The sequence below is a fragment of the Alteraurantiacibacter aestuarii genome, assembly GCF_009827405.1.
In the GTDB taxonomy this organism is placed as follows: Bacteria; Pseudomonadota; Alphaproteobacteria; order Sphingomonadales; family Sphingomonadaceae; genus Alteraurantiacibacter; species Alteraurantiacibacter aestuarii.
Map to the genome: position 1 here is coordinate 177,581 of NZ_WTYY01000002.1, position 22,265 is coordinate 199,845.

The window sequence follows — 22,265 nt, forward strand, 5'->3', positions numbered from 1 at the left end:
GAAACCGCCGATATTTATCGACAATAAATCGGAAACCATTTGCGCGAACCTTCGCTTAGCCTAGGCTTCCTATAAGGCTGACCCCGGCGCTGCGCATGCGGTGCCCTTGATCGTCAGGACGCCCTAAATGACCATTCGCTTTGCCGCACCCAGATCTTCGATCCGCAACCGCATGGACGAAGTCGAGGTGCACCAGGCAATTGCGCTGCCTGCAAATGACAATGGCACGCGCCACGCCAGCGAGACGATGCTGCACGCCGCCCTGCGTCATTTTGCCCAGCACGGACTGGCCGCTGCCAACCACGCCAGCAAGCAGGCGCAGGATGCCCGCGATGCCGGGGACGAGCAGGCCTATGCATGGTGGCTGGACATTTGCCGCGCGCTCGACCGCCGGATGGCTGGCAGGCTGGAAAAAGGCGACGCTTCTGACCTGCAGATTAAGGCCAACTAGGCATTTGCCCGGAAGATGGCTGGTTAACAAACCAGTGACCTATCCACAGTAAAGGTGAACGCGACAAAAAAAAGGAGTCGCGAGATTACCAGCCTGGAGGACTTTCTGGCCGCCAAGTGCGGTTTTGATGCCAAGGACATGAGCGTCCGCGACCAGTTGTCGCAGACCCTGCACCTGCGCCCTACCGGTCTGGCTATCGGTGCTGTCTGCGGTGCCGGTGCAGGGCTGGTCACTGCGATAACCACCTCTTCTAAGACATTGTTCTGGTCTGCCTGCCTGTTGATTGCGCTGGCAGCCATCCGTGTCGGCATGGCTTATGGTGCGCGATCGCTGCAAGGAAGCCTGGGTGACTGGCTGCGCTATGTTTATCCCGCCGGAGCGCTGGCCTATGCCGCAATCGCCGGTTTCACCGCAGCAATGGCCATCCATCATGCGACCAATCCCGATCTTCAGGTGCTGCTGGTGGGGTATGCGCTGCTGTTTGGTGCAGGGATTGCGGTTGGCAATGCCGGGCGCCCGTTGATCGCGCTGGGGCAGATGGGACTGACCTTCCTGCCCATCGTGGTCGCATCGCTTGTCAATGGCAGCCCCCCCTATCTCGTGCTCGCGGCAATCCTTCCAACCCTGACCATCGGCCTGTCAATCGTGACGCTGAATGTGTTTTCAACGCTTTCTCGCCAGGTTCGCAGCGCCCGGCGCAACGCCGAACTGGCCGAGCACCTTCACCTGCAATCGCGCACGGACATCGTTACCGGCCTGCTCAACCGCACCGGCTTTTCTGCCGAGGCCAAGCAGGTTCTCGGCCGCGCCGATCCGGATGCCCGCATCGCCCTGTTCTGGCTGGACATGCACCGCTTCAAGGAAGTGAACGATTCACTGGGTCACAAGATGGGTGACAAGGTACTGAAGGAAACAGCCCACCGTTTGCGCGCGCTTACCGCACCCGGAGCGGTGCTGGCGCGCTTTGGCAGCGATGAATTCCTGCTGCTGGACACATTTGCCAGCGCTCGCGAAGCGGAAAATCTCGCCGGCCTGCTATCCAGCGAGATGGCTGCCCCCATGCGGCTGGGCGGACACCGGATCGAATCCGGCGCTTCGATCGGCATGACTTCGCGAATTGATGGCGAGCAGACGCTGGACGAGATGATGCAGCAGGCAGATCTGGCGCTGTATCATGCCAAGGCCGCAGGCAGGCATCAGATCTGTCAGTTCGCCCCTTCGATGACGCGCATCCTGGTGCGCCGCAAGGAGATTGAGGCAGAGCTGCGCGCCGCGATCCAGCGAGATGAACTGTCGATCTATTTCCAGCCGATACTGGACCTTTCCAGCGGTCGCATCCGCAGCTTTGAAGCGCTGGTACGCTGGTTCCACCCGGAAAAGGGGGAGCTGGCACCGGAAGAATTCATCCCCGTGGCCGAGGAGACCGGCCTGATCATCACGCTGGGCAACTGGATCACCCGGCAGGCTGCACTCGCCTGCGCCAAATGGCCCAATGACATCACCGTGGCGGTCAATCTTTCACCCATCCAGATCAAGGCGCCGGGCGCGGCGCTGGGCATATTGCGGGCACTGGACGATGCCGGGCTATCCCCCGAGCGGCTGCAACTGGAAGTGACCGAAAGCCTGTTCCTGGAAGACGATGAATCCACCGCCGCCTTCATGGATCAGCTGTCTGGCGAAGGCGTGCGCTTTGCGCTCGATGATTTCGGAACCGGCTATTCCTCTCTGCACTACATCAACAAATATCCTTTCCGCACCATCAAGGTGGATCGCAGCTTCGTGTCCGGTCCCAATATCGGGCGCCACAGCGATGCGATCATTCGCGCGGTGGCGGAAATGGGATCGACGCTGGGCATGGAGATTGTCGCCGAAGGGCTGGAAACGGTCGAACAGGTGCAGATCGTGCGCCGGGCGGGCTGCACGCTGGGCCAGGGCTATTACTTCAGCCGCGCGGTGCCAGAGCATATGGCGGCCATCCTGCTGACCGAAGAGGCAGACCGCCTGGGGCTGACGCGGCTCGCCAGTTGACTGGCGCGAGCCAAAGGGGTCAAGCCGGGCTATAATCGCCTTGAAGCGATCAATATTGCACCGCAAAATCGCTATTGCGAACTGATAGCAGAAAACTCTGCAAAATAAGGGACTTTCGCGGTTGCAAAGGCCGGGTGGCGCGCTTAGGGCCGCTTCTGAACTTGTGCCGAATCCCCTGGCGGACGCGGGGCGGCACACCATGTTTTCGCCTGCATACGCGCCCGCGCAGGATGAAGGACACAGGTTGCTCATGGCCCGTAACAAAATCGCGCTCGTCGGCGCCGGCATGATCGGCGGCACATTGGCTCACCTCGCAGCGATGAAGGAAATGGGCGACGTCGTCCTGTTCGACATTGCCGAAGGTATGCCTGCGGGCAAGGCGCTGGACCTGTCGCAGGCCGCTCCGGTTGAGGGTTTTGACTCCAGGCTCAAGGGCACCACCGATTACGCCGATATCGCTGGCGCAGACGTGGTGATCGTTACCGCAGGCATCCCGCGCAAGCCGGGCATGAGCCGCGACGATCTGCTGGGCATCAATCTGAAAGTGATGAAAGCCGTTGGCGAAGGCATCAAGGCCAACTGCCCCGATGCGTTCGTGATCTGCATCACTAACCCGCTGGATGCGATGGTGTGGGCGCTGCGCGAATTTTCCGGCCTGCCGCACAACAAGGTGGTGGGTATGGCAGGCGTTCTGGACTCTGCGCGCTTCCGCCACTTCCTCGCCGATGAATTCAACGTCAGCGTGGAAGACGTTACCGCCTTCGTGCTGGGCGGCCACGGCGATACCATGGTGCCCGTGCTCGAATATTCGACCGTTGCGGGTATTCCCGTGCCAGACCTCATCAAGATGGGCTGGTCCACGCAGGAAAAGATGGACGCCATCGTCCAGCGCACCCGCTCTGGCGGCGGCGAGATCGTGGCTCTTCTGGGCAATGGCTCGGCCTATTATGCCCCCGCAACCTCGGCCATCCAGATGGCCGAGAGCTATCTCAAGGACAAGAAGCGCGTCCTGCCCTGCGCCGCCTATCTCGAAGGTCAGTATGGCGTGGACGGCCTGTATGTGGGCGTGCCCATCGTGATCGGCGCCGGCGGCGTGGAGCGCATTGTCGAGATCGAACTGGACGAGGCGGCCAAGGCCGGCTTCCAGGTCAGCGTCGATGCGGTCGAGGAATTGCTGGCGGCTTGCAAGGCACTGGATAGCTCGCTGGCGTAAATGAGCGGTCTCTGCCTCCCGCTCGGACTCTTGCTGAGCATCTTTGATGCAGCAATGACCCACGACGGGTGGTTCGCTCCCCGAGTTGGAGATGGATTGGGGCAGTTAATTCCGTGGATGGCAGGCCCTCCAGTTCTGCTGGCTGGGCTTATACTTATGGCAATTTCCTACCCATTTATTCGATCATCCGGCCATGCCAGCGACGATCAAGACAAGGACACAAGATGAGCATCCTCGTAAACAAAGACACCAAGGTCATCACGCAGGGGATGACGGGTGAAACCGGCACGTTCCACACGCAGCAGGCGCTCGATTACGGGACGCAGATGGTGGCGGGCGTGACGCCGGGCAAAGGCGGCTCCACCCACCTTGGTCTGCCCAATTTCAACACGGTGAAGGAAGCCGCGGCGGAAACCGGCGCGACGGCTTCTGTCATCTATGTGCCGCCGCCCTTTGCGGCAGACGCGATCCTTGAGGCTATCGACGCCGGGATCGAGCTGATCGTGACCATTACCGAGGGCGTTCCCGTGCTCGACATGGTGACCGTGAAGCGCGCGCTTTCGGGCACCAGGTCGCGCCTGATCGGCCCGAACTGCCCCGGTGTGCTGACACCCGGCGAATGCAAGATCGGCATCATGCCCGGCTCCATCTTCTCCAAGGGCAGCGTCGGCGTGGTCTCACGCTCCGGCACGCTGACCTATGAAGCCGTGCACCAGACCACTGCGGTGGGCCTTGGCCAGACCACGGCAGTGGGCATTGGCGGCGATCCGGTCAACGGCACCAACTTCATCGACGTGCTCGACCTGTTCCTCGATGACCCCGAAACGAAGTCGATCATCATGATCGGTGAAATCGGCGGCAGCGCGGAAGAAGAAGCGGCAGAATTCATCAAGCAGGAAGCCGCCAAGGGCCGCTCCAAGCCGATGGTCGGTTTCATTGCCGGCCGCACCGCCCCTCCCGGACGGCGGATGGGCCATGCCGGTGCCATCGTGTCCGGCGGACAGGGCGGCGCGGATGACAAGATTGCGGCGATGGAAAGCGCGGGCATCCGCGTTTCCCCCAGCCCCAGCGAGCTGGGCACCACGCTCGACGCGTTGCTGAAGGAACTGGTGTGACCTTCATCGCTTTGATGAAGGTATAATCACTTCCCAACCAAGGACCCGCCCCATGGGTAATGAAGCGCAAGATTTCCTCCCCGAACTGGATAGCCAGGACGGACCGCAGCAAGGCCCCAGCTGGGCCAGCACACGCTGGCCGCTGGATTTTGGCGGCGAGGATGATCTGACCGGGGCGATGGACCCCACCACCATGACCATCGCGGTGAAGCAGGCGGTGGCTCAGGCAGGCAAGGCGAGCGATCCCGAAGCGATCGAGAAGGCGGCGGATGCCTCCATCCGCGCCATGCTGCTGATCCGTACCTACCGCGTGCGCGGCCATCTGGCGGCGGACCTTGATCCGCTGCACCTGTCGCACCGCGAATTGCCGCGCGACCTGACGCTGGAATGGCACGGCTTTTCCGGCGCGGCGCTGGATGAAGAGGTGTTTATCGGCGGAAACCTGGGCTTCCACTGGATTACCCCGCGCCATCTGGTGGAGATCCTGCGCAAGAATTACTGCGGCCATGTCGGCCTGGAATACATGCATATCTCCGACGTGGAGGAGCGCCGCTTCCTGCAGGACCGGATCGAGGGGCCGGACAAGGTCATCCAGTTCACGCCGGAGGGCAAGCGCGCCATTCTGGGCGCGGTGATCCGCGGCGAGGAATATGAAAAGTTCCTCGGCAAGAAATATGTCGGCACCAAGCGCTTTGGCCTTGATGGCGGTGAGAGCATGATCCCGGCGCTGGAAGCGGTGATCAAATATGGCGGCTCACTGGGTGTGCGGGAAATCATCTATGGCATGTCCCACCGTGGCCGCCTGAACGTGCTCGCCAATGTCATGGCCAAGCCGTACAAGGTGATCTTCCACGAATTTTCCGGCGGCAGCGCCAATCCTGACGATGTGGGCGGTTCGGGCGATGTAAAATACCACCTGGGCACCAGCACTGACCGTGAGTTTGACGGTATTTCCGTGCACATGTCGCTGGTCCCCAATCCAAGCCACCTCGAAGCGGTCAATCCCGTGGTGCTGGGCAAGACCCGCGCCCAGCAGGCGATCCGCGACGATCTGTCCAAGCACGATCAGGTGCTGCCGGTGCTGCTGCACGGCGATGCCGCCTTTGCCGGACAGGGTGTGGTGTGGGAATGCTTCGGCCTTTCGGGCGTCCGCGGATATTCCACTGGCGGCTGCCTGCACTTCGTGATCAATAACCAGATCGGTTTTACCACCAGCCCACAATTCGCCAGATCGTCACCTTACCCGTCAGACGTAGCCAAGGGCGTGCAGGCGCCCATCCTGCATGTGAACGGCGACAATCCCGAAGCGGTGACCTTCGCCTGCAAGCTCGCCATCGAATACCGCCAGCGCTTCAAGCGCGATATCGTGATCGACATGTGGTGCTATCGCCGGTTCGGCCACAATGAAGGCGATGAGCCCAGCTTCACCCAGCCGCTGATGTATGAACGGATCAAGCAGCATCCGCGCGTGAGCGAGCTGTATTCCGAGCGGCTGAAGGCCGAAGGCGTGATCGAGGAAGGCACCGCGCCCGCGATGCGCCAGGAATTCATCGACCATCTCGAAGAGGAATTCGAGGCCGGCAAGAGCTACAAGCCCAATGAGGCGGACTGGTTCGCCGGTCGCTGGAGCGGGCTGCACAAGCCAGCCGATCCCGAAAGCGCGCGCCGCAACGTGCACACCGCGATCGAGAAGAAGCTGTTCGAAAGCCTTGGCCGCACGCTGACCACGGTTCCCGCCGAACACACCATCCACAAGACGCTGCAACGTGTGCTGGATGCCAAGGCAAAATCATTCGAAACAGGCACCGGCTTTGACTGGGCCACTGCCGAGGCGCTGGCATTCGGCAGTCTGGTGACCGAGGGCTTCGGGGTGCGCCTGTCCGGGCAGGATTCGGGCCGCGGCACCTTCAGCCAGCGCCACGCCATCTGGATCGACCAGAATACCGAGAGCAAGTACATCCCGCTCGCCACCCTGCCGCACGGCAAGTTCGAGGTGTATGACAGCACCCTGTCCGAATTCGGCGTGCTCGGCTTCGAATATGGCTTTGCCCTGGCCGATCCCAAGACGCTGGTGATGTGGGAAGCACAGTTCGGCGATTTCGCCAATGGCGCGCAGGTCATCATCGATCAGTTCATCGCATCGGGTGAGGCCAAGTGGCTGCGCGCCAATGGTCTGGTGATGCTGCTGCCGCACGGCTTCGAGGGTCAGGGACCGGAGCATTCCTCCGCCCGGCTCGAGCGGTTCTTGCAGCTGTGCGCCAACGACAACATTCAGGTGTGCAACATCACCAGTCCGGCCAATTACTTCCACGTCCTGCGCCGGCAGATGATGCGCCCATTCCGCAAGCCGCTGATCATCATGACGCCCAAGAGCCTGCTGCGCCATCCGATGGCCAAGAGCGATGCCGACAAGTTCATGGGCGAGAGCCACTTCATGCGCATCCTTTCCGACAAGTCGCCAATCGACGATGCCAAGGTGCGCCGCCTGGTGCTGTGCAGCGGCAAGGTCGCCTATGACCTGATGGAAAAGCGCGATGCGGAAGGGCTGGACGACGTGTCCATCGTCCGTCTGGAACAGCTCTACCCATTCCCCGGAGAGCCGCTGGCCACGCGCCTCAAACGCATGACCGGGCTTGAACAGGTGATCTGGTGCCAGGAAGAACCGCGCAACAACGGCGCATGGTTCTTTGTCGACAACCAGATCGAGAATGCGCTGACCGCCGCCGGACACACCGGCATGCGCCCGCGCTATGCCGGGCGCGAAGTGGCGGCATCGCCTGCCACAGGGTTCGCCAAACGCCACCAGATGCAGCAGGAGGAGCTGGTTGCCGATGCGCTCGGCCTGTCTGATCGCTCCGCCGCCGCAAAACGCAAATCCACAGCCAGCTAGTCAGGCCCAAGGGAAATCCAATCATGGCCCATGAAGTCAAAGTCCCCACGCTGGGCGAATCCGTTACCGAAGCCACTATTGGCGAATGGCTGAAGAAGCCCGGTGATGCAGTCGCCCTGGACGAGCCGATTTGCAGTCTGGAGACAGACAAGGTTGCAGTGGAAGTGCCCGCCCCTGTGGCCGGTATCCTCAGCGCACAGCTTGTGGCCGTGGGTGACACGGTGGAAGTTGGCGCAGCTATCGCGCAGATAGAGGCTACCGATGGCGCCGCCGCGCCTGCACCCTCGCCCGCGCCTGCCGCTGCTGCACCGGCCCCGTCTCCGGCCCCCGCTCCGGCCGCTATTGCCAAGGAAGCCGCGGACGATGATGCCGGCGATCCGCAGACGCTGTCCCCCGCCGTGCGCCGCGCGGTTCTGGAACATGGGGTGGACCCCAGCACCATCAAAGGCACCGGCAAGGATGGCCGCCTGACCAAGGAAGACGTGCTGGCCGCCGCCAAGGCCAAGAAGGATGGCGGCGCGGCAGCGCCTGCGCCCTCGCCCGCACCGGCCGCCGCAGATGCCGGCGCCACGGGTGAGCGCACTGTCGAGCGGGTGAAGATGACGCGCCTGCGCCAGACCATCGCCAAGAGGCTCAAGAGCGCGCAGGACAATGCCGCCCTGCTGACCACGTTCAACGATGTGGACATGACCGCGGTGATCGAGGCGCGCAACCAGTACAAGGACATGTTCGCCAGGAAGCACGGCATCAAGCTGGGCTTCATGTCGTTCTTCGCCAAGGCCGCCTGCCTGGCGCTGAAGGATGTCCCGTCGGTCAATGCGCAGATCGAGGGCGACGAGATCCTCTACCATAATTTCGTCGACCTCTCGGTCGCGGTCAGCGCGCCCAACGGGCTGGTTGTGCCGGTGGTGCGCAGCGTGGACCAGATGAGCTTTGCCGAGATCGAGCTGGCCATCGCCGAATTCGGCCGCAAGGCCAAGGAAGGCACGCTGACCATGGCAGACATGCAGGGCGGCACCTTCACCATCTCCAACGGCGGCGTGTTCGGATCGCTGATGTCGACCCCGATCATCAACCCGCCGCAGAGCGCCGTGCTTGGCCTCCACCGGATCGAGGATCGCCCCGTCGCCGTAAATGGCCAGGTGGTGATCCGCCCGATGATGTATCTCGCCCTGTCCTACGACCACCGCATCATTGACGGACGCGAGGCAGTGACTGCGCTCAAGATCATGAAGGAAGCGATCGAAGATCCGATGCGGATGCTGATCGACCTTTGAGGAAGAAGTGATGGCTGACAATTACGATTTCGACGTCCTGTTCATCGGCTCTGGCCCCGGCGGTTATGTCGGCGCGATCCGCGCGGCGCAGCTGGGGCTGAAGACGGCCTGCGTGGAAAGCCGCGAGACGCTGGGCGGAACATGCCTCAATGTCGGCTGCATTCCTTCCAAGGCGATGCTGCATGCGTCCGAATTCTATGACGCGGCGGCCAATGGCATGATGGCCAAGATGGGCGTGGACGTGACGCCAAAGCTCAACCTTCCGGTGATGCATGATCAGCGCAGGGATGCGGTCAAGCAGCTGACCGGCGGGATCGAATATCTGTTCAAGAAGAACAAGGTCACCTGGATCAAGGGCTTTGCCAGCTTTGTCGATGCGCACACGGTGAAGGTTGGCGATGCCACCTACAGCGCGAAGGAAGTGGTGATCGCCACCGGTTCCTCCGTCACCCCGCTGCCCGGCGTGGACGTGGACAATGACAAGGGCGTGGTGGTCGATTCCACCGGCGCGCTGGAACTTGCCGCCGTGCCAAAGCACATGGTGGTGATCGGCGGCGGCGTGATCGGGCTGGAGCTGGGTTCGGTCTGGCGCAGGCTCGGCGCGAAAGTCACCGTGGTGGAATTCCTCGACCAGTTGCTGCCCGGCATGGACGGCGATATCCGCAAGGAAGCCGCCAAGGTCTTTGCCAAGCAGGGCATGGAACTGAAGCTGTCTACCAAGGTCACCGGCGTTGCCGTGAAGGGCAAGACCGCCACCTTGACGCTGGAGCCTTCCGCAGGCGGCGCGGCAGAGACGCTGAAGGCGGACTGCGTGCTGGTTTCCATCGGACGCAGGCCCAATACCGAAGGGCTCGGGCTGGAGAATATCGGCCTGGAGACCAACAAGCGCGGCCAGATCGAGATTGACGGAGAATTCCGCACTTCGGTGGCCGGTGTGCGCGCCATTGGCGACGTGGTCCCCGGCCCCATGCTCGCCCACAAGGCCGAGGATGAGGGCATTGCGGTGGCCGAATGGATCGCCGGACAGACCGGCATCGTCAACCACGATGTGATCCCCGGCGTGGTCTATACCTGGCCGGAAATGGCCGGTGTCGGCCTGACCGAGGAAGCCGCGCTGGAGAAAGCCGGCGGCGACAAGGCCGCGATCAAGGTCGGCAAGTTCCCCATGCTCGCCAACAGCCGCGCCAAGACCAATCATGAGCCGGACGGCTTCGTGAAGGTGATCGCCGATGCGCAGACGGACCGCGTTCTGGGCGTGTGGGCCATCGCCTCTGTCGCCGGAACGATGATCGCCGAAGCCGCGCTGGGCATGGAGTTCGGCGCGACCAGCGAGGATATCGCCTATACCTGCCACGCCCACCCGACGCACTCCGAAGCGATCAAGGAAGCGGCAATGGCGGTGCGCGGCAAGCCGATCCATATGTAAGCGCCAGCATGGCAGAGCTTTCCCCCTTCCACCTCGCCTTCCCGGTGCATGATCTGGCGGCGGCGCGGGCGTTCTGGGGCGGCGTGATGGGCTGCCCCGAAGGGCGCAGCTGCGAGACATGGGTGGATTTCGACTTTTGCGGCCACCAGATCGTGACCCACCTCGTTCCCGGCTGCGACCGGCGCGATGAAGCCAGCAACCCGGTGGATGGCCACGGCGTGCCAGTCCCCCATTTCGGCATCGTGCTGTCGATGGTGGAATGGAAGGCGCTGGCCGCGAGGCTGACGGACGCGGGCGTGAAATTCGCGATTGCGCCCTACATCCGCTTTGCCGGCCAGCCGGGCGAGCAGGCGACCATGTTCTTCCGCGATCCATCGGGCAATGCGGTGGAAATGAAGGCCTTTGCCGACCGGTCAAAGCTGTTCGCGACACGCTAGCGCTGCGGCGCCCGCCCCGCTAATCACTGCCAATGGGTATCCAACAAACAATGCAGCGCTTCGCGCGCTGGCACATCTGGCTTGGCTGGCTGGTCGGCGTGCCGATCCTGATGTGGACGATCAGCGGGCTGGTGATGGTGGCGCAGCCTATCGAGACTGTGCGCGGCGATCACCTGCGTGCCGATCCTGCGCTGATCGAGACTGCGGGTCTGGTCTTCCCCACCCGCATCGGCACAGCGCGCAGCATCTCTCTGGTCAATCAGGTGGATGGCCCCGCGTGGATCGTGACCGAGGAGGATGGCGGGCAATATCGCTATTCCGCCACCGATGGCACTCTGATCCCGCCGGTGATCGAGGATGAGGCGCGGCGCATTGCGCTGGCGGCCTATGCCGGCGATGCCGCGCTGGAGACGATCACCTATTTCCCCTCCGACGTGGTGCCCGGCGATCTGCGCCTGCCCACCGCATCCTGGCAGGCCCATTTTGCCGACGGGACCAATATCTACATTCACAATTCCACCGGCCAGCTGCTGGCGGTGCGATCATCTTGGTGGCGCGTGTATGATTTCATGTGGGGCCTGCACATCATGGATCTGCAGACGCGCGAGGATACATCGCACCCGGTACTGATCATCTTCGCCCTGCTGGGCGTGATCGGTTCGCTGCTGGGCTGCGTGCTGATGTTCCGCCGCCGCAAGGCAAAGGTGCGGGTCAAGGCACAGGGTCAGGACTGAAGCATGACTCCGCCGCTGCTTCCTGCACTGCCGCCGTTGCTCGATCTTGCGGGCACGGCAGTGTTCGCGCTGACCGGAGCGTTGATCGCCGCGCGGCTGCGGCAGACATTCGTGACGCTGTGCTTCTTTGCGCTGGTGACGGGGGTTGGCGGCGGATCGGTGCGCGATGTGCTGATCGGCGTGCCCGCCTTCTGGCTGCGCGATCCGTGGGTGGCTCCGGTGATCCTGGCCACCGCGCTGGTGGTGTGGTTCACCCCGCACCGCATCTGGGACAACAGACTGCTGGAATGGGCCGATGCCGCCGGGCTTGCCGCCTTTGCGGTGCTGGGCACGGCCAAGGCGCTGGCCTTTGGCGTGGCGCCTGTTCCGGCGGTGATCCTGGGCGTGCTGACAGGTTGTGCGGGCGGCATTATCCGCGATGTGGTGGCGGGCGTGCCATCGATCATGATGCGGCCCGATCTTTACGTTACAGCCGCAGCACTTTCGGCCACGCTGACCGCGATCTTCGTCTATCTGGGAATGGGTGACTGGTGGAGCTGGGCCATCGCCGCATGCGCAGGTTTTGCCCTGCGCGGTGCGGCGCTGATTTGGCATCTTACCCTGCCCGCCTATTCGAGGGACACCTAACCGCCAAAACTGGCTTCGTAGCCCTCTTCACCGGGCAGCGGACCGCCGGGATAGGCCGGACGCGGATCATCGCGCAGGTCCTGGTCAATCACTGCGCTACTGCTGCTGCCTTGTGAACCGTGCGTACTGGCGCGGGCCGCAGCGTATTGATCATCGGACCACTGGCGGTCATCGCCCGAAAACTGCGTATCGCCGTCTGCGGAATAGGAGAAATCGTCACCCATATCGATGCTGCGGATACGGCCTTCATTGTCGATCCGGCAGGAGAAATAGTCGCCGCTGCTGAGCGATCCGGACACGTTCCAACCGCTGGAATCACGCGCGGCATTGTCCACGCTGTCCACCCGGTCACGCCCGCGTTCGACCTGATCCACGCACATGTCCACCGCGCGGTCCATGCCGCCCGACGACCAGGAGCGCTCAGGGCGGGCCGGTTCGCGGTAACGCACGTCATTATCGCGCACACGGGTGCGGTCATAGGTGCGGTCACGGTTACTGGAGGCAGAGCTGGCAATGGCGGCAATCGTACCCAGCACCAGGACGCCAGCGATCACATCGCCCGTATTCACTCCGCGACGATCGCGGCGCCAGCGGTGGTTCTGCACATTGCCGGCATCGCCATCATAGGCGACCACGGCGGCAGAGGTTCCACTGGCAACATGCGGGAGTTGCGCGGCGGCCACGGGGATGGCGGTCATCGACGTGGCGGCCAGCGTTGCGGCGGCAAGGGCGAATTTGTTGCGGATCACGGCCATTGGCGGCTTCCTATCTTCAGTCTGTTGCGCAGCCCCATCATATTGGGGGCCGACTTTGTCATTGACACAAGAGATAGGCGGCCCAGGCTTGCATTAGCCTGAACCGCCTTTCCCGGGAGATTCATGTCTCAGAGGCCGCGGATGCCGCGATAGTCGATGTCGACCACCCGGCCACGGCGGAAGTCGCAGGTGAAGCGCCCTTCATCCCAGCCTCTGTTGCGGGAATTGCGGCCACGATAATCGTTGGTGCGCACTGCAATCCTGCCGGTCACTTCGAAACCGCCGCGTTCACGCTCGACATCGCGGATCTGGGTCACGTCGGCACGGCCACCGCCCCAGCGTTCTGCCTGGCGTTCAGCGGCCCGTACGCACTGTTCTACCGCGCGATCGGGATTGCCGCGGCCATTGTAGCCATAGCGACTGCCCGAACGACGATCGTCATACCGATCCCGGTCGTTATAGCGCCGGTCATTGTAGTCGCGGTCATTGTAACGGCGATCGTCATAGCGCCTGTCGTCATAGCGGCGGTTGTTGTCGCTGGAAGCGATCACGGCGGCAAGGCCACCCAGGATCACCGCTCCGGCAATGACTTCGCCCGTGCTGATGTGATTGTTATTGCGGTGGTTGCGGTCCTGGGCGTTGGCAGGAGCTGCCATGCCCACGGCCAGCGCGCCAGCCGCGACGGTTGCAATCGTACCCTTGGCAAGAGCTTTGGAAATGGACTTCATGGTCGTTCTCCTCAATCGTCCAGGTGACCATCTGTCACCCATGAGGAGAGTTATAGGCATGCCACGGTGAGGTGACGCTGAACTCGCGTGTTAGCCAGCGTTCACAAAAGTGTTAGCTTTTATGAACAGTTATTCGGGTGCGTCCAGACCCGTCCAATATGCAAGAAAACCCATGATATCCGCGGCTTCGGCAATCGCCTTGTCGGTCGGCTTGCCCGATCCGTGGCCCGCGCGCGTCTCTATGCGGATCAGCTGCGGGCGCTCCCCGCGTTCAGCTTCCTGCATCGCGGCGATATATTTGAAGCTGTGGCCCGGCACCACGCGGTCATCGGTATCGGCAGTGGTCACCAGCAGCGCGGGATAGTCCACCCCGTCCTGAATATTGTGCAGCGGGGAATAGGCGCGCAGGATGCGGAAGTCCTCCTCGCGGTCAGGATAGCCGTAATCGTCCACCCAATAGCGCCCTGCGGTCCAGCGATCGAAGCGCAGCATGTCCATCACGCCCACGCCGGCATTGCCCGCTGCGAACAGGTCTGGCCGCTGGTTGACGACCGCGCCCACCAGCAAGCCGCCGTTCGATCCGCCCTGTATCGCCAGCCCGCCTTGCGCGGTGATGCCCTGTGCGATCAGATATTCACCCGCAGCGATAAAATCATCGAAACTGTTCTGCTTGCTGGCGCGGCGACCGCCATCGTGCCACGCCTTGCCATATTCGCCGCCGCCACGGATGTTGGCCACCACATAAGCCCCGCCCGCCTCCACCCACGCCAGGCGGCTGGCGGAAAAGCCGGGGGTGAGCGAAATGTCGAAACCGCCATAGCCATACAGCAGCGTGGGCAGCGGTTCTCCCGCTTCGGCCAGATCGCGGCGGCGCATGATGAACATGGGCACGCGCGTGCCGTCCTTGCTGTGATAGAAGCGCTGCTCGACCACGAAATTGTCAGGATCGAAGGCCATCTCCGGCTGGGCGAAGATGGTCGTCTCGCCGCTTGCCACGTCCATGCGATAGATGGTGGGCGGGCGGTTGAAACTGGTGAAGCTGTAGAACGCCTCATCATTGCCGGGGTGGCCGGAAAACCCGCCCACGCTGCCGATCCCGTCCAGCGCCACTTCGCCCGCCTCTGCTCCGTCCAGAGTGTAGATGCGCACGGCAGAGCTGGCATCGCGCAGATAGGACAGGATCAGGCGGTCCCCGACGATCGATGCCCCGTCTATCGGCTGGTCCTGCTGCGCCACCACTTCGCGCCACTGCGGATGGCCGGCCGCCAGATCGATGCTGACCACGCGGTAGAGAGGTGCGTCTTCGTTGGTGACGAACCACAGCCGGTCACCGATACCGTCGATGAATTTCCACGCATTGTCGAAGCCGGTCACCAGCGCACGTGCGGTCCAGTCCCCGCTGCCGGTATCGTCCAGACTGACCGCATGAATTTCATAGCGCGCATCGGTGCCGATGGATGAGGTGATGATCGCCCAGCGGCCATCATCGGAAACGCTGGCGCTGTGGTTGCGTTCTGGGTGATCGGGGGTGGAGAAGACCAGTTGGTCGCTTTCCTGCGCGGTGCCCAGGCGGTGGAAATAGACTGCCTGATTGTAGTTCAGCGCCTGAAAATCCTCGCCTTCCTCCGGCTCGGGGAAGCGCGAGTAGAGAAATCCCTCCTCCCCCACCCATGCAAGGCCGGTGAACTTGGCCCAGCGGATCTCATCCTGCCGGACCTCGCCAGTCGCCACATCCAGCACCCGCAGGATGCGCCAGTCGGTGCCGCCATCCTGCACGGAGTAGAGCAATTTGGAGCCATCGGGAGACGGCGCCCAGCCCGACAGCGCGGTAGCCCCGTCATCGGCCCACTGGTTGGGATCGATCAGCAGGCGCGGCGCCGCATCCAGCGTATCGCGCACATACAGCGGAGACTGGTTCTGCAGGCCCGAATTGCGCGAATAGAAATAGCGCCCGCCGCGCTGGTAGGGGGTGGAGAAACGTTCGAAATCGAACAACTCGCTGATGCGCGAGCGGAACCATTCGCGCGCGGGCAGCCGGTCCAGGAAGGCGTTGGTAAGGGCGTTCTGCCGCTCCACCCAATCGGCCACTTCCGGGCTGTTACGGACATCGTCTTCCAGCCAGCGATAGGGGTCGGCAATCGTCTCGCCAAAAATGGTCTCGGTCGCGTCGCCGCGGCGGGTCTTGGGATAATCTGGTGCGCTCATACCCAGCGCCTTAGCGCGATTGGCCAAGGCGGCAAGACGCGATGCACTGCGGACCGGCAGCGCCAAAGGGATCGGGGACATACAAAAAGGCGGTCGCAATCGGATAGAATGCAACCGCCTTTTGAAAGGGTCCGAAGGATCGCGTGCTTACGCGTCTTCGTATTCGTCCTCGGTCATCACCGGGCCGCTGTCCTGGCCCTTGGCGTCCACGTCACGGTCAACCAGTTCGATGATCGCGATGGGGGCAGCGTCCGAAGCACGGAAACCGGCCTTGATCACGCGGGTATAACCGCCTTCACGGTCAGCATAGCGAGCTGCCAGAACGTCAAACAGCTTCTTCAGCTGGGTTTCGTCCAGCAGGCGCGACTGCGCCAGACGACGGTTGGAAAGGCCGCCACGCTTTGCCAGCGTGATCAGCTTTTCAATATAGGGGCGCAGTTCCTTGGCCTTGGCCGTGGTGGTGGTGATCTGCTCATGCTTGATGAGGGCCGCCGCCATATTGCGGAAAAGGGCCTTGCGATGGCCGGTCTTGCGGCTCAGCTTGCGGCCTGAATGTCCGTGACGCATAATTCAATACTCCGTTCGATAAAGGCCCGTGTCAGGTAGCCAGTAGCCGGTGCCAATCAGGGCCGACACCTTCGCCCTTGTGGTAAGTCCCCGCCACTGGCGGGGACTCCCGAAAGGATTAACCCAAGGAGATTAACCGAGCAGCTCTTGTTCGAGCTTCTTGGCCATTTCCTCAATGTTCTCAGGCGGCCATCCGGGGATGTCCATGCCAAGACGCAGACCCATGGAAGACAGCACTTCCTTGATCTCGTTGAGCGACTTGCGGCCGAAGTTCGGCGTGCGCAGCATCTCGGCTTCGGTCTTCTGGACCAGGTCGCCGATATAGATGATGTTGTCGTTCTTGAGGCAGTTGGCCGAGCGAACCGACAGTTCCAGCTCGTCCACCTTCTTGAGGAGGTAACGGTTGAGCTGGTTGGTGTCGCTTTCTTCCGGCTGCGCGGCAACGCCGATCATGGCGCTGGTCGGCTGCGGAATGCCGTCTTCGAAGTGGACGAACAGCGTCAGCTGGTCCTGCAGGATGCGTGCGGCATAGGCCACAGCATCTTCAGGAGTGACGGTGCCGTCGGTCTCGACAGTCAGGCTCAGCTTGTCGAAGTCCAGTTCCTGGCCAACGCGGGCCTTGTCGACCTTGTAGCTGACCTGCTTGATCGGCGAGTAGAGCGAATCCACCGGGATCAGGCCGATCGGCGCATCGGCCGGGCGGTTCTGCACAGCAGGCGTATAGCCGCTGCCGCTGTCCGCGGTCAGTTCCATGTTCAGCGTCGCGCCTTCGTCCAGGTGACAGATCACCAGATCGGGGTTGAGCACTTCAATGTCACCGGTCACGGCGATGTCACCGGCGGTTACTTCAGCCGGGCCGGTGGCGGAAAGCTGCAGGCGCTTGGGGCCTTCACCTTCCATCTTCAGCGCGATCTGCTTCACGTTCAGGACGATATCGGTCACGTCTTCACGCACACCGGCGAGTGACGAGAACTCATGCAGCACATTCTCGATCTTGATCGAGGTGATGGCGGCACCCTGAAGGCTGGCGAGCAGAACGCGGCGCAGCGCATTGCCAAGCGTCAGGCCATAGCCGCGTTCGAGCGGTTCGGCGACGAAGGTGGCCTTGCGCTTCTTGTCGCTGCCTTCCTTGATTTCGAGGCTGTTGGGCTTCTTGAGTTCCTGCCAGTTCTTCATATTGACGGACATGGACTTCCCCTAAAGGCTTAAGTTTCGGCGGCAAAGGCCGCGGAGCGTCTGGGACGCCGCGGCCGATGCGAATGACTGTATGCGGGACCGTTTTACCGGCCTCGCGGGCAGGTTCGGATCAGACGCGGCGGCGCTTGGATGGCCTCACGCCGTTATGCGGTATCGGTGTGACGTCGCGAATGGAGGTGATGGTGAAACCCACCGCCGCCAGTGCACGAAGAGCGCTTTCACGGCCCGAGCCCGGACCCTTGATCTCAACTTCCAGGGTGCGCACGCCATGTTCGGCGGCTTTCTTGCCGGCGTCATCCGCAGCTACCTGAGCAGCATAGGGAGTGGACTTGCGGCTACCCTTGAAGCCCATCGTGCCAGCGCTGGACCAGCTGATTGCATTGCCCTGTGCGTCGGTGATGGTGATCATCGTGTTGTTGAAGCTGGCGTTGACATGCGCAACACCGCTTGAAATGTTCTTTTTATCGCGGCGCCTAACGCGGCCTGGTTCGCGTGCCATGGTACGTATTCCTCTTTATCTGCAGCAGAAGGGAAAAGCTTTGGGACTGGCCCGAAGCTTACTTCTTCTTGCCTGCGATAGGCTTGGCCTTGCCCTTGCGGGTACGGGCGTTGGTATGGGTGCGCTGACCACGGACGGGCAGGCCCTTGCGATGACGCAGGCCGCGATAGCAGGCCAGGTCCATAAGGCGCTTGATGTTCATCGCCGTGTTGCGGCGCAGATCGCCTTCAACGGTGACATCCGCATCGATCGTTTCACGGATCTGCAGGACTTCCGCATCGCTCAGATCCTGCACGCGGCGGGAATGATCGATACCAAGCTTGTCGGCGATTTTCTTGGCCGTGGTCGGGCCGATACCGTGAATGTAAGTCAGCGCCACGATAACGCGCTTGTTGGTGGGGATATTTACCCCGGCAATACGAGCCACTTAAATCTCCTGCTCCACAGGGGATAAATCCCCTATCTCATAGCGTAAAGGTCGAACGCTTGACCGAAAACTGCGCCACAACAGCAATCAGCCCGGATGGCGCGCATCTGTGGCTGCCGCCTGCCGGACCGGTTTCCGATTAAACGAATGGAAGCCGCAAGTAGGGCGATTCGCCACTCGCGTCAAGCGCGCAAAGGAGCCGCAGGAAAGTTCCTGCGCCTCTGCATGGCACTTGGTGACATCACTTATAGCGCGGCATTACCCGCTCGTCAAAAACACTGTGCTGAAATTGTGGATTCTAGGGAGCCGGGGCCGGTCCGCCCAGCGCAGCAACAAGTCCGCCGAGGAATTCCGCCTGCACCCGGTCAACCACCGGCGCCAGGGCCTCCAGCGACTGGCGCGACTGGCCGCCGACCACATAATCCCACGTGATCAGCGTCCCCTCTCCCGTATCGGCCAGCGTTACGGTGAGCGTGCCGGAAAGGCCTTCAGCCTGCAGCGGACCCAGCGCACCCACCATGCGCAGCGTCGATCCGGGCATGACCATCACCACCCGCATATGTTCGGCAGACCCGGGCGCGCGGTCATCTTGTGCGGGGATCACCTCGCAAAAACAGCCGCCGGCGCGCGGATCGAGCGAGAGATTGGCCGAATTGCCGGACCAGCTGTGGGTCCACCAGTTCTGCGGCTCCACCAGCATGGACCAGGTGGTGGCGAGATCGGCAGAGACTACGGCCTGGTTGCTGGAGGCAAAGCCCCCGCCAGCAGACGGAACAATGTCAGCAGATGCAGGGGATGCCGCCGCAATGGCCGCCAGCCCGACAAGAATTACCCGCATGATGAAAGCCCCTTGCGAATTCTCCGTCCCGGCGGATGACTAGCAAGTCTCCGCCGGATCGGAAAGCGCAGGAGCGATCAGCTGGCCAGGACTTTCTCGATCGCCTTGGTCACAACCGCGATATCGGCCATGCCATCAATCCGCGTGACGATGCCCAGAGCATCGTAATGCGGCAGGATCGGCGCGGTCTTGGCCCGGTATTCGGCCATGCGCGTGCGCACGGTTTCCTCATTGTCGTCCGGACGACGCTTGAATTCCTCGTGGCCACACTTGTCGCACACGCCAGCCACTGCGGGCTGCTTGAAGATATCGTGATAGCCCTCGCCGCAATTGGCGCAGGTGAAGCGACCGATGATCCGCTCAACCAGAGCATCCTCGTCCACGTCCAGTTCGATCACATGGTCAAGCTTGCGGCCGTTCTTGGCGAGCAGTTCGTCCAGCGCCAGTGCCTGCGCTTCGGTGCGCGGATAGCCATCGAAGATGGCGCCGACATCGGCGCCCATTGCGGCCAGCTCGGCATCGATCAGGTCGGAGACGATCTGGTCGGAAACCAGCTCACCCCGGTCCATCACCTGCTTGGCCTTGATGCCAACGGGCGTCTGCGCCTTCACCGCGGCGCGCAGCATGTCTCCGGTGGAGAGCTGGCGCATGCCGTGATGCTCGACAAGCAGGCTGGACTGGGTGCCCTTGCCCGCCCCTGGAGGGCCAAGAAGAATGATGTTCATGGCGTTCGAAACTCCCCCGTGCGGCACGTCCTTGCGCGGTTAGCGCAGGCGTCCCTTCAACTTGGCCTTCTTGATCAGGTCACCATACTGGTGAGCCAGCAGATGCGACTGGATCTGGCTGATCGTATCGACAGTGACGTTCACCACGATCAGCAGGCTGGTACCGCCAAGGAACAGCGGAACGCCGGTCTGCGCGATCATGTATTCCGGCACCACGCACACCACGGTGAGGTAGATCGCGCCGACCACGGTGATGCGGGTCAGCACATAATCGAGATAATCGGCGGTCCGCTTGCCCGGGCGAATGCCGGGGATGAAGCCGCCGTTCTTCTTCAGGTTCTCCGCCGTGTCTTCAGGGTTGAAGACCACTGCGGTGTAGAAGAAGCAGAAGAAGATGATGCCCGCAGCATACAGCGCCATGTACAGCGGCGCGCCGTGGGTCAGATACTGGTTGAGCGTCTGGATCACGCCGAAGAAGGCGCTGTCCGAATCCACCGAATTGCCGGCGAACTGGCTGATCGTCAGCGGAAGCAGAAGCAATGAGCTGGCGAAGATCGGCGGGATAACGCCGGCGGTGTTGAGCTTGAGCGGAAGATGCGAGCGGTCCGCCTGCATGCCGCCGCGCTGCTGGGCGCGCTTGGGGTACTGGATCAGCAGGCGCCGCTGGGCGCGCTCCATGAAACAGATGCCCAGGATCAGCACCACGATCATGCCGATCAGGCCGATAACGATACCGGTGCTGATCGAGCCTTCGCTGTAGCCTGAGAACAGATTGCTGGTGAACGTCGGGAACTGGGCGACGATACCGGCCATGATGATCAGCGATACACCGTTGCCGATGCCGCGGGCGGTGATCTGCTCACCCAGCCACAGCAGGAACATGGTGCCGCCAACCAGAGAGATCACCGCGCCGACGCGGAACATCACGCCCGGTGCAACCACTGCCTGAACGCCGCTCTGCGCGCCGAATGCTTCCAGGCCCGAAGCCAGGAACCAGCCCTGGATCGCGCACAGGAAAACCGTGCCGTAACGCGTGTATTGGTTGAGCTTCTTGCGCCCTGCCTCGCCTTCCTTCTTCAACGCCATCAGCGACGGGTGAAGAGAGGCGGCCAGCTGGATCACGATGGAAGCGGTAATATAGGGCATCACGCCCAGAGCGATCAGGCTCATCCGTTCCAGACCACCGCCGGAGAAGGTGTTGAACAAATCGAGGATGCCGCCGCGCGCCTGATCGTACAGCGTCTCCAGGATCAGCGGATTCACGCCGGGAAGCGGAATGAAGCTGAGGAAACGGAAAACGATCAGCGCACCAATGGTGAAGAAGATGCGCTCACGCAGCTCCGTTGCCTTGCTGAAATTGGCGAAGCTCAGCGAGCTGGCGATGTTGTCGGCGCGTGATGACATGGAAAGAATATGCCTTGCTGTGCGTCCAAACCGGACCGCGTTCCGGCCCAATATAGGGCCTGATCCGCGATGTCGAACCCCCCGGACAAATCATCCCCGCAGCAATTGGCAAAAAATGCCTGCTGCGGGGACTGATTGACCGGTTACTTGGCGGGCTTCAGGCCGACCTTGCTGTTGGCCTTGTTCACTTCGCGGCGGGCCGTCTTCTTCTCATGCTCGCTGGGCTGGGCAGCGGGAAGTTCGACCGAACCACCGGCCTTTTCAACCGCAGCCAGAGCGCCCTTGGAGGCGCCGGCAACCTTGAACGATACCTTGGCGGTCAGTTCACCCTTGGCCAGCAGGCGAACGCCATGCTTGCCGCCACGGGCAACGCCGGCAGCCTTGAGAGCTTCGTGATCGATGACCTTCTTGCCGTCGAGCTTCTTCTCGTCGATCAGCTTCTGCACGGTACCAACGTTCACTTCGGCATAATCCTTGCCGAACGGATTGTTGAAGCCACGCTTTGGCAGACGCATGTGAAGCGGCATCTGGCCGCCTTCGAAGCCCTTTACGGCAACGCCCGAACGGCTCTTCTGGCCCTTCTGACCGCGGCCGGACGTCTTGCCCTTGCCCGAGCCGATACCACGGCCCACGCGCATGCGGTTCTTGCGTGCGCCTTCGTTGTCACGGAGTTCGTTGAGTTTCATAGTTTGCACTCGCTTTCGCTTTGTTCGCGCTGAAAT

General features: G+C 62.2%; 21 protein-coding genes. 10 read left to right on the plus strand and 11 right to left on the minus strand.

Going from position 1 to position 22,265, the window contains the following annotated elements:
- Positions 1-127: 127 nt before the first annotated feature.
- The 10 genes from GRI32_RS03430 (at position 128) to GRI32_RS03475 (ending at position 12,198) form a co-directional block, all read left to right on the plus strand.
- Entirely contained in the window at positions 128-451 is a 324-nt protein-coding gene (locus GRI32_RS03430; RefSeq protein WP_160589737.1) for a hypothetical protein, read from the plus strand.
- Positions 452-505: 54 nt separating this feature from the next.
- Positions 506-2,479 (plus strand): putative bifunctional diguanylate cyclase/phosphodiesterase, encoded by a 1,974-nt coding sequence (locus GRI32_RS03435; protein ID WP_337190145.1) that lies wholly within the window; start codon positions 506-508, stop codon positions 2,477-2,479.
- Positions 2,480-2,729: 250 nt separating this feature from the next.
- A complete protein-coding gene (gene mdh / locus GRI32_RS03440) occupies positions 2,730-3,692 on the plus strand; it encodes a malate dehydrogenase (protein WP_160589738.1) in 963 nt (320 codons plus the stop codon).
- A 224-nt stretch (positions 3,693-3,916) separates the two neighbouring features.
- A complete protein-coding gene (gene sucD, locus GRI32_RS03445) occupies positions 3,917-4,807 on the plus strand; it encodes a succinate--CoA ligase subunit alpha (protein WP_160589739.1) in 891 nt (296 codons plus the stop codon).
- A 52-nt stretch (positions 4,808-4,859) separates the two neighbouring features.
- The gene (locus tag GRI32_RS03450) at positions 4,860-7,697 is read left to right on the plus strand and encodes a 2-oxoglutarate dehydrogenase E1 component (protein WP_160589740.1); all 2,838 of its coding nucleotides are present in this window, start codon (positions 4,860-4,862) and stop codon (positions 7,695-7,697) included.
- Between the two features lie 23 nt (positions 7,698-7,720).
- Positions 7,721-8,974 carry a 2-oxoglutarate dehydrogenase complex dihydrolipoyllysine-residue succinyltransferase gene (gene odhB, locus GRI32_RS03455; RefSeq protein ID WP_160589741.1) on the plus strand — a complete coding sequence of 418 codons (1,254 nt, stop codon included), beginning with the start codon at positions 7,721-7,723 and terminating at the stop codon, positions 8,972-8,974.
- A 10-nt stretch (positions 8,975-8,984) separates the two neighbouring features.
- Positions 8,985-10,400 carry a dihydrolipoyl dehydrogenase gene (gene lpdA / locus GRI32_RS03460; RefSeq protein WP_160589742.1) on the plus strand — a complete coding sequence of 472 codons (1,416 nt, stop codon included), beginning with the start codon at positions 8,985-8,987 and terminating at the stop codon, positions 10,398-10,400.
- Positions 10,401-10,408: 8 nt separating this feature from the next.
- Complete coding sequence (locus GRI32_RS03465; RefSeq protein WP_160589743.1) at positions 10,409-10,837, plus strand: VOC family protein; 429 nt, start codon at positions 10,409-10,411, stop codon at positions 10,835-10,837.
- Positions 10,838-10,869: 32 nt separating this feature from the next.
- Positions 10,870-11,571, plus strand: coding sequence for a PepSY domain-containing protein (locus GRI32_RS03470; RefSeq protein ID WP_160589744.1), 702 nt, complete (start codon positions 10,870-10,872; stop codon positions 11,569-11,571).
- A 3-nt stretch (positions 11,572-11,574) separates the two neighbouring features.
- The gene (locus GRI32_RS03475) at positions 11,575-12,198 is read left to right on the plus strand and encodes a trimeric intracellular cation channel family protein (RefSeq protein WP_160589745.1); all 624 of its coding nucleotides are present in this window, start codon (positions 11,575-11,577) and stop codon (positions 12,196-12,198) included.
- On the opposite strand, the gene GRI32_RS03480 is transcribed toward GRI32_RS03475, so the two are convergent.
- From GRI32_RS03480 to rplO, 11 genes are all read right to left on the minus strand, one after another.
- Positions 12,195-12,953, minus strand: a complete 759-nt coding sequence (locus GRI32_RS03480) for a hypothetical protein (protein ID WP_160589746.1) — start codon at positions 12,951-12,953, stop codon at positions 12,195-12,197. The genes GRI32_RS03475 and GRI32_RS03480 overlap by 4 nt on opposite strands.
- A gap of 128 nt (positions 12,954-13,081) precedes the next feature.
- On the minus strand, positions 13,082-13,681 hold the full coding sequence (locus GRI32_RS03485) for a hypothetical protein (RefSeq protein ID WP_160589747.1): 600 nt from the start codon (positions 13,679-13,681) through the stop codon (positions 13,082-13,084).
- A 129-nt stretch (positions 13,682-13,810) separates the two neighbouring features.
- Positions 13,811-15,886, minus strand: coding sequence for a prolyl oligopeptidase family serine peptidase (locus GRI32_RS03490; protein WP_160589748.1), 2,076 nt, complete (start codon positions 15,884-15,886; stop codon positions 13,811-13,813).
- Between the two features lie 147 nt (positions 15,887-16,033).
- Positions 16,034-16,453 carry a 50S ribosomal protein L17 gene (gene rplQ / locus GRI32_RS03495; protein WP_160589749.1) on the minus strand — a complete coding sequence of 140 codons (420 nt, stop codon included), beginning with the start codon at positions 16,451-16,453 and terminating at the stop codon, positions 16,034-16,036.
- 132 nt (positions 16,454-16,585) lie between these two features.
- Complete coding sequence (locus tag GRI32_RS03500; protein WP_160589750.1) at positions 16,586-17,641, minus strand: DNA-directed RNA polymerase subunit alpha; 1,056 nt, start codon at positions 17,639-17,641, stop codon at positions 16,586-16,588.
- A gap of 118 nt (positions 17,642-17,759) precedes the next feature.
- Positions 17,760-18,149: a 30S ribosomal protein S11 gene (gene rpsK, locus GRI32_RS03505; protein ID WP_160589751.1), complete on the minus strand. Its 390-nt coding sequence runs from the start codon at positions 18,147-18,149 to the stop codon at positions 17,760-17,762.
- A gap of 58 nt (positions 18,150-18,207) precedes the next feature.
- A complete protein-coding gene (gene rpsM, locus GRI32_RS03510) occupies positions 18,208-18,576 on the minus strand; it encodes a 30S ribosomal protein S13 (RefSeq protein ID WP_160589752.1) in 369 nt (122 codons plus the stop codon).
- A 298-nt stretch (positions 18,577-18,874) separates the two neighbouring features.
- A complete protein-coding gene (locus GRI32_RS03515; protein WP_160589753.1) occupies positions 18,875-19,414 on the minus strand; it encodes an SRPBCC family protein in 540 nt (179 codons plus the stop codon).
- 77 nt (positions 19,415-19,491) lie between these two features.
- Entirely contained in the window at positions 19,492-20,139 is a 648-nt protein-coding gene (locus tag GRI32_RS03520; RefSeq protein ID WP_160589754.1) for an adenylate kinase, read from the minus strand.
- 39 nt (positions 20,140-20,178) lie between these two features.
- Positions 20,179-21,543 (minus strand): preprotein translocase subunit SecY, encoded by a 1,365-nt coding sequence (secY, locus tag GRI32_RS03525; RefSeq protein ID WP_160589755.1) that lies wholly within the window; start codon positions 21,541-21,543, stop codon positions 20,179-20,181.
- 143 nt (positions 21,544-21,686) lie between these two features.
- Positions 21,687-22,229 (minus strand): 50S ribosomal protein L15, encoded by a 543-nt coding sequence (rplO, locus tag GRI32_RS03530; protein ID WP_160589756.1) that lies wholly within the window; start codon positions 22,227-22,229, stop codon positions 21,687-21,689.
- Positions 22,230-22,265 lie beyond the last annotated feature (36 nt).